The organism is Pseudoalteromonas sp. XMcav11-Q (genome assembly GCF_040104525.1).
Lineage (GTDB): Bacteria > Pseudomonadota > Gammaproteobacteria > Enterobacterales > Alteromonadaceae > Pseudoalteromonas.
This window is the reverse complement of sequence record NZ_JBECOX010000010.1, coordinates 177,526-191,771: the sequence shown is the minus strand read 5'-3', so window position 1 is coordinate 191,771 and position 14,246 is coordinate 177,526. Positions and strand designations below refer to the sequence as shown.

11 protein-coding genes are annotated in these 14,246 nt (G+C 42.7%); 1 reads left to right on the top strand and 10 read right to left on the bottom strand.

Translation table 11 applies throughout. The features are described from left to right. Nucleotides 1-8: 8 nt before the first annotated feature. The 5 genes from ABMY45_RS16590 to ABMY45_RS16570 form a co-directional block, all read right to left on the bottom strand. Nucleotides 9-1,349 (bottom strand): sigma-54 dependent transcriptional regulator, encoded by a 1,341-nt coding sequence (locus tag ABMY45_RS16590; protein ID WP_349289188.1) that lies wholly within the window; start codon nt 1,347-1,349, stop codon nt 9-11. A 106-nt stretch (nt 1,350-1,455) separates the two neighbouring features. Then, nucleotides 1,456-2,658 carry an FtsX-like permease family protein gene (locus ABMY45_RS16585; RefSeq protein ID WP_266071390.1) on the bottom strand — a complete coding sequence of 401 codons (1,203 nt, stop codon included), beginning with the start codon at nt 2,656-2,658 and terminating at the stop codon, nt 1,456-1,458. 10 nt (nt 2,659-2,668) lie between these two features. Continuing rightward, on the bottom strand, nt 2,669-3,982 hold the full coding sequence (locus ABMY45_RS16580) for an ABC transporter permease (protein ID WP_102058592.1): 1,314 nt from the start codon (nt 3,980-3,982) through the stop codon (nt 2,669-2,671). Between the two features lie 3 nt (nt 3,983-3,985). Continuing rightward, on the bottom strand, nt 3,986-4,708 hold the full coding sequence (locus ABMY45_RS16575; protein WP_010607521.1) for an ABC transporter ATP-binding protein: 723 nt from the start codon (nt 4,706-4,708) through the stop codon (nt 3,986-3,988). Between the two features lie 14 nt (nt 4,709-4,722). Continuing rightward, on the bottom strand, nt 4,723-5,979 hold the full coding sequence (locus ABMY45_RS16570) for an HlyD family efflux transporter periplasmic adaptor subunit (protein ID WP_349289187.1): 1,257 nt from the start codon (nt 5,977-5,979) through the stop codon (nt 4,723-4,725). A 343-nt stretch (nt 5,980-6,322) separates the two neighbouring features. Between ABMY45_RS16570 and ABMY45_RS16565 the strand changes: the two genes are divergently transcribed. Further along, nucleotides 6,323-9,187, top strand: a complete 2,865-nt coding sequence (locus tag ABMY45_RS16565; RefSeq protein WP_227387832.1) for a pitrilysin family protein — start codon at nt 6,323-6,325, stop codon at nt 9,185-9,187. Nucleotides 9,188-9,302: 115 nt separating this feature from the next. Here ABMY45_RS16565 and ABMY45_RS16560 read toward each other — a convergent pair whose 3' ends face one another. The 5 genes from ABMY45_RS16560 to ABMY45_RS16540 all read right to left on the bottom strand — a co-directional run bounded on the left by ABMY45_RS16560 (nt 9,303) and on the right by ABMY45_RS16540 (nt 14,163). Further along, the gene (locus ABMY45_RS16560; RefSeq protein WP_010607518.1) at nt 9,303-10,700 is read right to left on the bottom strand and encodes an ATP-binding protein; all 1,398 of its coding nucleotides are present in this window, start codon (nt 10,698-10,700) and stop codon (nt 9,303-9,305) included. A gap of 181 nt (nt 10,701-10,881) precedes the next feature. Then, on the bottom strand, nt 10,882-11,460 hold the full coding sequence (locus tag ABMY45_RS16555) for a thymidine kinase (protein ID WP_010607517.1): 579 nt from the start codon (nt 11,458-11,460) through the stop codon (nt 10,882-10,884). Between the two features lie 56 nt (nt 11,461-11,516). Further along, nucleotides 11,517-12,242, bottom strand: a complete 726-nt coding sequence (locus tag ABMY45_RS16550) for a transporter substrate-binding domain-containing protein (protein WP_227387831.1) — start codon at nt 12,240-12,242, stop codon at nt 11,517-11,519. A 104-nt stretch (nt 12,243-12,346) separates the two neighbouring features. After that, a complete protein-coding gene (locus ABMY45_RS16545) occupies nt 12,347-12,808 on the bottom strand; it encodes a methylated-DNA--[protein]-cysteine S-methyltransferase (protein WP_174170708.1) in 462 nt (153 codons plus the stop codon). Next, nucleotides 12,805-14,163, bottom strand: a complete 1,359-nt coding sequence (locus ABMY45_RS16540) for an AlkA N-terminal domain-containing protein (RefSeq protein ID WP_174170707.1) — start codon at nt 14,161-14,163, stop codon at nt 12,805-12,807. Before ABMY45_RS16540 ends, ABMY45_RS16545 begins: the two co-directional genes overlap by 4 nt. Nucleotides 14,164-14,246: the final 83 nt, after the last annotated feature.

Below are 14,246 nucleotides of genomic sequence, written 5' to 3'. Positions count from 1 at the left end.
TATTGTCCTTAATATTCAATGCCAAACTTTTGCAAGCGACGATAAAGCGCTTGTCTACTCATGTTAAAATGTCGCGCCACTTTCGCAATCACACCAAGGTGAGTCTTGAGCGCCTGCTCCAATTCTTCTTTACTGGGTTCTCGTATGGTTTGCGATACGCTAACTTGTGCTGTATTTGCCTGCACATCAAGACCAAAATCTTTGGCACTGAGCTCGCCATCAGGATTCAATACCGCCGCACGTTTACAGGCATTTTCAAGCTCCCGTACGTTTCCAGGCCAAGGGTGTTCACATAATGCTTGCTGGGCATCCGAAGTAAGTCCTCTTGCAGGTAAAAAATGCGCGATCAAAGGTAAAATATCATCCACCCGCTGTGACAACGCGGGTAAGTTTAGCTCGATGACATTTAAGCGATAATATAGATCCTCACGGAATTTCCCCCCTCGAATATCCGCTAGCAGATCCGCGTTCGTTGCTGAGATAACACGAACCGATACTTTTTTTGTCTCGACTGAACCCAACTTCTCAAACTCGCCACTTTGCAAAACACGTAGCAATTTTGTTTGCCCTGGAAGAGGTAAATTACCAATTTCATCCAAAAATAACGTGCCTTTATCAGCAGCTTCAAAGCGACCAATACGCTGCTTATTCGCACCGGTATAAGCACCGCTCTCAGCACCAAAAAGCTCAGCTTCGATTAAGTCACTTGGGAGCGCGCCTGCATTCACTTTGACAAACGGTTGGTTTTTTAGTGGTGAGTTCGCTTGAATGATCTCCGCAATTTTTTCTTTACCGCTACCATTTGGACCGGTTATTAACACTGACACATCAGATTTAGCGATTTGCAGCGCCATATCTATGACTCGCTGCATGGCCACCGATTTATACACAAACCCGCATAAATCCGCACCTTGATTAAACTGTTGGCGTTCTTGTTCAGAACGTTCAAAGTTTGCAACTTGCTTATGTGCCTCACCAAGCGCAACGAGATTTGCAATTGTGGTGAGTAACTTTTGATCGTCCCACGGCTTAGCTAAATAGTCTGCCGCTCCTGCTTTTACCAGCTCAACCGCAGTGGTGAGCTCAGTCCAAGCCGTTAATAAGATAATAGGCAGTGTTGCATTTAATGCTTTCAATTGGTGAAATAGCGCAGCCCCCTCCTCTCCTGAGGTGGTGTCTGCACTAAAGTTCATATCTTGGATAACTAGTGCAATTTGCTGAAACGACACCACTTTAATTGCTTCTAACGGTGAGCACGCGGTAACCACTTGATAATCATGCAGCTCTAGTAACAATGACAGTGCATCAAGCACTGCAGGATTATCATCCACAATTAAGATTTTATCCATATGATTTTATTCTTGTTATTACGTGTTACCTATACTAGCACAACTAATACAAGGCAAGTTAAGTAATACCAACTAGGCTGCTTACACAACCTAGTTGGTATAAAGGTTATACACTTCTTGTCGCGATACTCGGTGAAATGTTCGCCGCCTTCTTAGCAGGAAAAATAACTGACGCGATACAAAGCACGATAAGCCCAAGCGCTGTTATCAAAATATAGCTTACCTCTAGCGGTGGCACTGAATACAAAGACATTAGCTTTTGTCCTAGGAAAACCGTAGCCACTGTGCCAAGTACTAAGCCAATTGCACAAACAATGAGGTTTTCTACCACAAAGTAACGAACAATTGCAGACTTACGCGCCCCCAAAGCTCTGCGAGTACCAATCTGTTTAGTACGTTTACTGATATTAAACTGAGTAAGACCAAATATTCCCAGCGCCGTCACGACGACTAATGCTGTGATTAGCACTAGCAACATTCTTAGCATCAATATGTCTTTAGAGTTGTACCTTTCCTTTACTTCATCAAGTCCTTTCATATTGGTGATCACTCTATTTGGATTTTCTTGAAGCAGCACCGACTCTATTTTTTTCATTACTTCGCCACGCAAACTCGGATCTGTGCGAACTAAGAAATCTTGAAATCCATTCGCATTGACCATGGGAAAAATAATTAAGCGATCAGCATTTCTAAAACGCGGCCAAGCATTAGTCATACGCTCAACAATCCCCACGACTTTTAACGGGCCGCCACCATAATAAATCGTTTCGCCCAATCCTTTACCCTCACCAAATATCTCGTCCGTAAACGCCTTACTGGCAATAACAACATCTGGTTGCTTAGCGTATTCACTTGAGATCAGGACATCACCAGACGTGAAATCACGGCCTTCTATCAATTTTACGCCCAAGGTACGGATCACTTGTTCATTGGCGTATAAATGCCCCGAGTTTGTATGTTTACCATCGTCTTCTGGGGTTAAGCTGAATCCCGAATTGCTACCTCCTCCTGAAAGCGGAACCGAACTCACTCCCACAGCTTCTATAACACCTGGGATACTTTTTAGTATTCTCTCATCAACGATAAGCTGCTGGTTTGCATCTACCTTGTCGTCAAACGACATGACACTGAAGGTGATTATCGACTCTTCTGGATAGCCAGTTGGCTTATTGAGATAGCTGACGCGCTCACTAATAATGGACAGCGAATTGCTGACAATTGCCAACGTCAAGGCAAGTTGTAGGATGGCAAGTACGGCACCAACTTTAGAGCGCAATAACGCATTGATAATTGGTTTTAATTCCAACATGGGACTCTCCTTATTGCACTTTTAGATAAGTAGCAGGTGATGTTTTACACACTATCCAAGCTGGGTAAAGCCCTGCAAGAATACAAGTCACAATAGCGATGCTCGGCGCTGCTAACAGCATAGAGACATCCATCGTTGCAAGACTTTCGTATACATGGCTTGTTCTGCGGATCCCCCATAAGCCAAGCTGAGCAAAAACTATCCCTATCACTCCCCCCATAAAACCAAGCAACGCCACTTCAACTAAGTGTTGGTAAAACACTTGCGTTTTACTTGCACCAAGCGCTCTTCTTACGCCAACATCAGGGGCTCGTTTAAGAAATTTCGCTAGTAACAATCCGAGAATATTGGCTAAGCAAACGGCAAGGAACATAAAACTTAAACCAATCATGACTTTGTTATCTTCACTAACCACATTATTGTACTCAAGCCATTCAGTGACATTTCGAAGTGAAAACTCTCGTGTTTTACGGTTAAATCTTCCCAAATCTTGTTGGGTTTGGATGTAATTATCCAGTTGTGTTGCTAACGCTTGTTGTTCTTTTTCGTTCTCTAATTCAACCCAAAACTGAGTCCAAAGCATTTCTGAATTCATTTTGTCCGTGAAGTTGTTAATCTCTTCCCTCTTCCAGCCATTCGTATTACCCCAAGTGTCAATCTCATAAGCTGCAGCATGACTGAAGGGAATGAAGATACGCTCGGCATCAGCAAACGCGCCATTGTTTAAGTCATACATTTTGACGTTTGGCTGCCACTCCTTAGTTACCCCTACTACTTGATATCTTCGCTGCGCCAAATAAATACTTTCTCCAACCACATCACTGCGGCCAAATAACTTTTGTGCGATAGTTTCGTCAATTACAACCACTGGTGCAGCATTGTCGGCTTGGCTTTGGCTCCACACTCCACCATACAAAAAACTCAACTCAAACATGGCAAAAAACTCTCGGGTGATTAGCCGTGTCGTTTGCAGCATGGGCCTCACTTCGGGGTTGCTTACATGAACCGCAAAACCGGATTTAAACATCGCGACTTTTTTGTCGACATTTAGCGTTTGATACAGGTTTTTCGCATCTAAAAATGTCAACTGAAAGGGAATATCATCAGCTGAATGATAGGTTTGCCCCTCATCCATCACTTGTAGCTGTACAGCATAGAGTTTGCCACTTTTGCTTGGAATTGGATCGGCGGACATCATGTGATACACGGATAAACTCACCATAGTGACGCCAATACCAATGGCGATAGCCAGCGTCATTAGACTAGTCGCAAGCGGCGTGGCTTTTAGGCTACGCCAAGCTAAATCAAGGTAATGCGCAAACATAACTTAAGCTCCCACCTGAGATTTCAACGCTTGTGAAGCCGCACCTTTACCTTGATACAAAGTAAAATCCGCAACCTGTCCATCTACAATTTGGATGTTTCTTGGTGTACGCCTTGCTAGCTCCGGGTCGTGGGTAACCATTACTATCGTTGCGCCGTCACGGTTAATTTGTTCTAGTAACTCCATCACCTGACGCGCCATTAAACTATCTAAATTCCCCGTTGGTTCATCGGCGAGTAAAAAGCGTGGCTCACCAGCAAGCGCTCTTGCAATCGCCACACGCTGCTGCTGTCCACCGGACAACTGTTGTGGCAAATGTTTTGCACGGCCAGCAAGGCCAACTTGCTCTAGACAGTTTTCAATTCTGCGCTTGCGCTCAGCCGCCTTGATACCACGATAACGTAGTGGCACTTCAACATTTTCGTACAAGTTTAAATCTGGGATAAGGTTAAAACCTTGAAAAATAAAGCCGATTTTTTGGTTTCGCAGATCAGCTCTTTGGTTGTCATTAAGCTTACCAACATCAATTCCATCTAGCATATATTGACCACTAGAGTACCCTTCTAGCATCCCAGCAATATTTAAGAAGGTTGTTTTACCTGAGCCTGAAGGGCCTGTTACCGCGATAAACTCTCCTTCATTTACTTGCAGGTTAAAATCTCTGAGTGCGTGTGTTTGCACCATATCAGTTTGGTATACTTTGCCGATATTATTCATAATTAACATTATTATTTTCCTTCTTATCTTAATAAGATGCTGGGCGCACGTTCGAATGCGTCGTAACTACTGATGATGATTTGATCGCCTTGCTTTAAGCCATTAAGCACTTCAACTTCACTGATGCTTGAGGTACCGGTAGTGATCTCAATTCGCTCAGCGATATCGCCACTTAGTTTGTAAGCGATGTGCCCACCTTCACTCATAAAAGCACCACGTTTAACCATTAAGGTGTTTTCTTTGTGTTCTAGTAAAATTCGAGCAGACAAACGTTGATTTTGTCTAATGCCATCAATGTTTTCGTCCGAAAAGCGTACTCGAGTGGTGACTTCACGGTTATTTACTTCTGGAGAAATCGCAGATAACACGCCAGAAATATTTTGGTTGCCAATCCTGAGCTCGACGGCCATCCCGAGCCCAAGCTCTGCCGCATAACTTTCAGGTACTTGAAGCTCGGCTTCATAAGCACTTAAGTCAACGAGTTTCATCAACCCCTGATTGGCATTAACCAGCGCATTTTGATCGACTAATAAATTACCGACTATGCCTGAAACCGGCGCAATCACATCTAAGCTTGCAACTTGACGTTTTAATTCTTCAACAATTAAACGTTGCCGCTCAAGCTGATTCTCAACAGATTTAAGCTCAAAGGCCAAGGTATCTTTGCCTAGCGCAACTTCTTGCTCTGCATGATTGAAGTTTAATTTTGCCCGCGCTAGGTCGTCTTGCGCTTCTTCTAAATCAATTTGGCTGATGAGGTTCTTTTGGATAGACAACTGAGCACGTCGGTCTTCTCTATCTGCCGCTAATAGTTCGACGCGAGCGAGATCTAAAGAGCGATTTAACGCCAAGTTTTGACGTCTAACATCTAACTTTTTCCCTTCAAGCTCACCACTCAGTCTTTGCAGCTCCGCTTCTTCTTGTTGGAGCTGGTTGGTTAAAGTTGGACTTTTAACCGTGGCTAGTACTTCACCTTGAGTCACGCTATCACCCGCTTTGACCTGTAAAGAGACATAACCCTGCTCCGGACTATAAATTTGTGGTGCATTCGCAGCAACGACAAAACCTGTGGCGGCAATATCGCGGGTAAACTCACCGAAAGTCACGGCTGCAATTTGCACTCTATCTTTGGCCACGGAGCTACTAGCATTTGGCCCACCAAACACGACTTGTGCACTAAGTGCTGCAATAATTACAACACCCGCTATTACAAGACCAAGCTTCTTTTTGGATTTACTAGTTTGGAGCACTTCATCTTGTCCGCTTGTGTCTTTAATCATAATGATTCTCCTCGAATTAACGAGTCAAATACCGCCACGACCGTTGCTACAGCCAACATCATCAAGGGTGAAATTAAAAAAGCAGTACTTAACCACATAACGTATCTTCTTTATTAGTTTGTATGCAGTAAAAGAGGCTAACTTTGTGCCAAAACTTAACTTGTTGATTATATTTATTTATTTTATTTTAGAAGAGGATGAAATGTGTCCGCGGACGGAAAAAGTGTCCGCAGCGGACACAATAAGAAATCTGAAACCGTTACGAGGGAATATTCCCTTATTTATGGACAATAGTTTCGCAACTGTTTAAATTAACAGGAAATTATAATTATAAGGTAAGTTAATGAACGTTAAGCCACTTGCTCTTGCTATCACGGCAAGTTTGTTCACTCTTTCAGGATGTTCTACTTCTAATCTCCAAAAACAAGATATTACAGTTCAGCCAGCAACCGATGTCCCTGATCATGCCAACTCGTCTTTTCACGTGGATTTTGAGAAGTTCACTTTAGATAACGGCTTAGATGTTGTTTTTCATATTGATAAATCCGATCCCGTCGTTGCCGTCACCCTTGCTGCACATGTTGGCTCTGCACGTGAAAAGGTAGGCAAAACTGGATTTGCTCACTTATTCGAGCATTTATTATTTTTAGAGTCTGAAAATTTAGGTAAAGGTGGGCTAGACAAGCTAAGTGCTCGAGTGGGAGGCTCTGGTGCAAACGGCTCAACTAACCGAGATATCACGAATTACATGCAAACGGTACCCAATGATGCACTGGAAAAGATGATTTGGGCTGAGGCCGATAAACTGGGCTATTTCATCAACACCGTAACAATCCCCGTTCTTCAACAAGAAAAAGAAGTAGTAAAGAACGAAAAGCGTCAGCGCGTCACTAACCAACCTTACGGTCATGTATTTGATGTAATTACAAAAAATTTGTATCCAGTCGATCACCCATACAACTGGCTGCCATTAGGCTCTCTTGAAGACCTAGCTAGCGCTACGGTCGAAGACGTCAAAGACTTCTATAAACGGTGGTATGGACCGAATAATGTTACGTTAGTTATTTCTGGAGACTTTGATAGTAACCAGGCAAAAGCTTGGGTCGAGAAATATTTTAACGATATTCCAAGAGGACCGGAAGTTTCACCCCAACCAAAGCAACCCATCGTGTTGACGAGCAGCAAAAAACGCTATCATGAAGATAGTTTTGCGCAAGTTCCTCAGTTAACACAAGCTTGGCCTTCTATGCCGCGTTTTCACCGAGATAGCTATGCGATGGATGTGCTAATTAAGCTATTAACTGATGGCAACCAAGCGCCTGTAACCAATGAGCTCGTTGAGAAGCAGAAATTAAGCTCTGGTTTAATGCTACTTGATATCCGCTCTGAATTAGCTGGCGAGTTACTCATGATGATAACCGCTTACGACGGTGCCGATTTAGATCAAGTTGAGCAAGCGATTGAAATTGGGCTAAAGCGCTTCGAAACAGAAGCATTTTCACAAGACGATCTTCATCGTGTAAAAGTGGGTATAGAAACTGAGTATTATCGGAATCTATCAAGTGTTGTAAATAAAGGCGTCGCGCTTGCCGATTACAATTTGCTGCTAAATGATCCTGAATACATTAATAAAGAAATTGACTTGATGCGTGCAGTCAGCGCAGACGATATCTGGCGTGTTTATAACACATACCTAAAGAATAAGCCTTTTGTTTCAACTAGTTTTGTACCCAAAGGTAGTAAAAAACTCGCTGTTGACACCGCCCAAAAGGCAGTGATTAAAGAAGAGCAGATCAACCTTGAAGACATCAGCGAACTCGATACAGCCAAGCCACTCCAGATTAGCAAAACACCATCTAGCTTTGATCGTTCCATTGAACCCGAGTTTGGAAAAACTCCGGTAATACCAACGCCAGATGTAAAAACAGCTCAGTTAAAAAATGGACTAGAGGTTTTTTCGTTATACAGTGACGAAGTGCCATTGGTTGAAATAAAACTTACTATTGATGGTGCATTGTTACTCGAGTCGCCAGATAAAAATGGTACCGCTAACTTAGTTGCAAATATGCTGACCCGGGGGACAGCGACAAAATCAGCTGAAGAGTTAAACAATGAGATTAGACAGCTAGGCTCAACTATCACAGTAACAGCAGAGCGCGAGCAAATAGTGCTAAAAGCAAGTACTCTGGCACGTAATTATGAAGCCACAATGGCATTAATTGGTGAAATACTGACTCAACCGAGGTGGGATTTAACTGAATTTGAACTTGCTAAACAAACGGTTACCGGACAACTACAACAATCATCAGCAGATCCCGAAGCCATCGCCCAAAAAGAGCTATACAAGCTTACATATCCAAGACATCACCCGTTGGCAAATAATACACTGGGCACAGAAGAAAGTATCTCGAAGATAACAATTGATGACCTAAAAACCTACCATCAAAAAAATATAGCCCCACAATTGGCAAAATTATATGTAGCCGGTGCTGTCAAACATGCAGATATTCAAAAGTCTCTTGAGCAGCTAATTGACCACTGGCCCGCATCAAAAGCAACACTTCCTCTTTTACCTGAGCCAAATGCACTTAATTCTGCAGCAATATATTTTTATGATATTCCACAGGCAAAGCAATCGACACTACTAATTGCTCATCCGTCACTTAAAGCAAATCACACTGACTACTTTAACGCAACAGCGATGAATTACATCCTTGGCGGTGGTGGGTTTTCTTCTCGCCTTGTTCAGGATCTAAGAGCAGACAAAGGTTATACCTATCATATACGTTCAAAATTTGACGCTACACCAGTCTCTTCAATGTTTGAAATAAAATCTAACGTCCGAAGCAATGTCACTTTGGAGTCTCTGGAGTTAGTAAAACAAATCGTCGAAGAGTACGGGAACACGTATACTTTAGCCGATTTAACAACGACAAAAAATTACTATTTAAAAAGTAATGCCAGACGCTTTGAAACCTTAACAGCAAAAGTTAAAGTACTTGAGCAAATTGGGTCTCTGAATTTGGCAAACAACTTTATGCAGCAGCGCAACGAACAAATCGAAAGCCTGGGAGTTGATGACATAAAGGGACTTGCCAAGCAGTATATTCATCCGAATAAACTAATATATATCGTGGTTGGAGATGCAAAAACGCAAGCTAATCGCCTAACGGCGCTAGGACTTGGCGAAGTGATAAGACTCAATTAACTTTGGTAAAATAACAAAGTAATAAAGCATGATAAGTGTGAGCGCAGAGGAAGCGCTGATAGCACTTATCATGCTAACTTTAGCATCGAAGGTAAAGTAGAGAGTACACTAGCAATCAGATTAAGGGTAAAGTGATGGCTGCTTTGGTACCTTTACCAATCACTGACGTTAAAGATAGTTCACCACCGTGAGATTTAATGATATTAGATGCAATCGTTAACCCAAGTCCTACGTGTTTTTCTGAGGCTTTAGTGGTATAAAACGGATCAAATACTTTATGCACCAACTTATCCGCAATCCCTTCACCACAATCGAAGATATCGATAGAGAGCGTTTTACTCTCAACTTTCGTGGTGATTTTAATGGCCTTGCGCATTCTACCGGTACTTTCTAAGGCGTTCTTTATGAGGCAATAAATACCGTGTTCTAGAAGTGCAGGGGCACAGTGCAATTCAAACCGTTCACCTTTTTCAAATTCAATCAGGCTCAAGTTTGTACCATCCAACTCCAAATTAATCATCACAGAGTCCATAATTTGAGAATAGAATTCTACTTGCTGAAACTGGGTTTGATTGCTTTCAAAAAACACACTCAGCTCTTTAACAATCAATTGAATTCTGTCGAGTCCCGAGTGCATTTCTGCCATCACATCATCACTTTCACTCAAGGCCCAGTTTAGTTGATACTCTTTTTCCAATTCACTCAGCGATTTTGCACATTCAGGAGAGAGTTGCGAATTATTTGCCAAAAATTGCCAAGCTCGATACAACTTAACCAACGAACTTTGTACAAACTCTAAGTTACTTTTTAAGTACGCAAGCGGATTATTAATTTCATGGGCGACACCTGCAGCAAACTGCCCTACCGATGCGAGCTTTTCTGATTGGATCAAGGCTTGCTGCTGCTCAGCAATACGGTTATATGCCTCTCTTAAGGCATCATTTGACGATTCAAGTTCATGAGTGCGCTGCTTGACCTTTTCTTCCAATCCTTCGTTAAGTTTGGTTAGTTCATCGGTCAACAACTCAAGTCGATTTAAATCTCGGTAAGAGCGTAGCGAGCTGGTTAACATAGTGAAAAGACGAGATTTTGTGAGGTCAGTTTTATTTTTATAGTCATTAATATCATAGCGTAGCATGACTTCATGTTCCGGCACACTGCCGGGCTGGCCAGTGCGCAGTACTATTCTTACGTTATGATAGCCAAGTTCTTCACGTATGTATTGCGCACATTCTAAGCCCGCTTCTTCACTTTCCATGATGACGTCGAGTAAAATTAATGCAACGTCATCTCGATTGCTTAAGATATCAATCGCTTCTTTTTTGCTATAGGCATGAAGCAACTCGAGCGGTTTTAATTCAAACCGATAAGCCGTTAACACAAGTTTAGTCACATCGTGAACTTCAGGTTCATCATCGACAATCAACACCACCCAAGGAGATGCAGACTCGTCTAGGTTTTGTTCATCAGGCTCTGAAACGTTTAAGAATGATAATGGCTGCTGCTGACTCATTAAAATGACACCCTTACTCCTATTTCTTTAGGATGGTACAAATCCACAGGTTTACCAAATTATTCGAACCAGAAAATAGTATAAATTTAGCGTTATGGTAGGAAAAAATACTGAGTGACGATAGAACGGGATCTGTACTGTTAAGAAGCCACTCTTCGCAGTACATCAGGTTTAAATATACTTATGCGTTTAGCGCATCCTTATAGTGTTTTCTACAAAGAGAAACATACCTATCGTTACCACCAATCACAACTTGATCACCATCCGCAATGGCCTTGCCATGCTCATCGGTGCGAAGCACTCGGTTTGCTTTACGACCACAGTGACAGATGGTTTTTAGCTCAATCAATTTATCTGCCCACGCCAGTAAATATTGTGAGCCCTCAAACAGCTCACCACGAAAGTCAGTTCTCAGACCATAGCATAATACCGGGATCCGCAGCTCATCGACGATATCCGTCAGCTCTGCGACTTGAGCTTTTGTTAGAAACTGGCACTCATCTACCAATACGCAGTCAATTTTACTCTCGGTGTGGGCAGACATCAGCAGTGCTTTCACATCTGTTTGGCTTTCAAAAACTTGCGCCTCAGCTTCTAAGCCGATACGCGACGCTACTTTGCCCACACCAGCACGGTTATCAATTGCAGCAGTGATAATAAACGGGCGCATGCCTCGCTCTCGGTAGTTAAATGCCGACTGCAATAAAGTTGTAGATTTACCGGCATTCATTGCCGAATAGTAAAAATAAAGCTGGGCCATAATAGATATTTCGAAATAAAAATTCGCGCTAGTTTACTGGCTAACGATTAAAAGATCTATTGCTTATCCATTTGGCTGGGTTGTGAACGCAAATACTCACTATATAAGGTGTCGAGGTTAATAAGCTGACTTGCACGCCACACTTTCCAGCTTAATTCAGGGTGCTGCTGATAAAACTGCTCAGAAAATGCCATAAAACCAAACGACGTTTCTATCGGTGGAAAAACCGCTTCCAAGTGGTTAAAGGGAGGCGATAATGTGATTGGCATATTACCGATTTGGCAAAGGCCAATGGTCGCATCTAGTAATTCATTTTCAACCAGTGCAATAGCATGCTCCAACGAGTCGGTTTCGAATATGGAAAAATGCTTGGGCATACTTTCTCGAATAGCATACCCACGAGGTACTGCGAGTTCTATTTCTTTGCTCAGATTTAATGTTGCTTTGTTAGTTTTGCTTTTGAGTAAACAAGTGCTGATCCGATTAATTGCATATTGCTGTGCAATAGTGCCATCGGGATTCTTTGGATACGCCATTTGCTCTTCTCTGGATGCTCGGTGACTTGCCACCACAGCATCAACTTTGCCATTTTCCAGCTCATGCAAGCAACGGCTCCATGGCTTTCGAGTGTAAGTGAAGTTCACCTCTTTTACGTGCTCGTCAAGCTGTTGCACTATCTGGATCGTGACGCCTGGATTTGCCGATGGCACAGTTTGCCCTGCACCATGGATAAAGGGTGGAGCATGTTTATCTTCATAACAAAAGCGAACCTCTGTTGCCATACAGGTCCACGAAGTAAAAACGCAAAAAGCAATAAATAGCAGTCTCAACATTCACTCCAAACATGTAGTAAATCGAAATAACAACGATTAACCACTAGTATACTCTATTTTTTAAAGCTTACTCCCTCGTGTTGCAACAACCACTCTTTCGCTTCAAGTCCACCAGCATATCCTGTTAGTTTGCCATTTGCACCAATAATGCGATGACAAGGCACTATGATACTAATTGGATTTTTGCCGTTAGCAGCGCCAACAGCACGGACAGCATTTTTGTTACCTAAGCGCTCAGCTATCCAACCATAGCTATGCGTTTCACCAAATGGTACTTGTGCCAACACCTGCCAGACTTGCTTTTGAAAGTGCGTACCATCCACATCAAGTACCACATCAAAGCGTTGGCGTTTGCCAGCAAAGTATTCTGTTAACTGTTTTTTTGCCATTTCTGTATGCCGATTTTCCCCTTGCTCATAACGCGTCTTTGGAAAAAAACCAACATATCGTAAACCATTATTGGATGCTTGTATTATCCACTCTCCAGTGGGCGAGGCTAATGTAGTTTCAATCATAATTGTTGCCATAGTTGAAAAGTTAAATAAGAACGAAAAGGAGCACACTTTTCGATATCTATTGTTTTTAAGGATTTTTCCATTGCCTTTTTGACACCCAAATCACCACCCAAGTATATGTCTGGGTGACTCAATCCGCGCATTTTTGCATAGTCGACAGTCCAAGGGCCTATCCCTTTAATCTTTAACCAGTCATCAAGTTCAACATGTTCCGAACCAACATATTGCTCAGCGAAAGCTTTAATAGCCGCTTTTCTCCGCTCAGGCATTTTGAAAAAGGCGAGATCACTATCAAATACGGCCTTAGGCTTAGGGAAGTAACGCATGCCATCTTCAGCTACCTCACCAAGTGTTTCAACCAATAAAGCAAGTAAGTTTCTCGCCGCTTGAACACTGATTTGTTGACCTAAAATAGCTCTCATTCCCGCTTCAAACTCACTCCAGATCCCAGGTAATCTGAGTCCCTCTTGTAGCGGCAAATCAGGTGCGGCTTCATGAAGGTGAGACTCAATAAAACAGGTATCCGCATCCAAATCTAACACACGCCTGATCTGCGCAATCATCGGAACTAACAAGGATAAATCGCTGAGCGCGATAACCACTTTAAAGCGATGTTTTTCAGGCTCAATAGTCGCGGTGAAGCGCCCTGTTTCCCCTTCTATCATCACGGTTCGCCCATAACCGTTTTCTGTTAACCACTCGATACCTGGCACAATTCTCATTGCTAAAAACTGCTGCATTTTATCCCAGTTGTACGGTGGTCGATAAGACAAGTAAATCGCAATGGCTGAGCCACTACCTGCGTCTCTTCTGAGTTGACTTGGTGATAACTGATACAGTTTTTGGAATGCATCATTAAAGCGTCGCAATGAATTAAACCCGGCGGCAAACGCGACTTGCGTGACAGGAAGGTCACTTTGCTGTAATAGCTGCTTAGCTAAGTCACATTGCTTATAAAGTGCATATTGTTTGGGGCTGGTGCCAAAATATTGATTGAATACTTTATTTAAATAACGGACCGAAATGCCTAACCTATCGGCTAAGTCTTCTGTCGAATGACGTATCAAGGCCCCCTCGTCGATTAACTTTTTGGCTCTGACTGCGGTTGTTTCCGTGCCAAGCCATGCATAACTACCCGGTGCGCTGTCAGGGCGGCAGCGAATACAAGGTCTAAAGCCAGCTTGCGCTGCATTGTGGGCAAATTGAAAATACTCAACATTTTTTTCTTTTGCAGCAGGTGCTGGACATATTGGCCGACAATAAATGCCGGTGCTCTTTACCGCAACAAAAAACAACCCATCAAATCTAGCATCGCGACTATTTCTAGCTTGAGAACAAACTTCTGGTGTATACATGACTTTCGCTCGTACTTCGTTTTCACTCAGTCTAATAGCTATCACTATAGCAAACTAGCCATTTTTGGTACTCAACCATATTT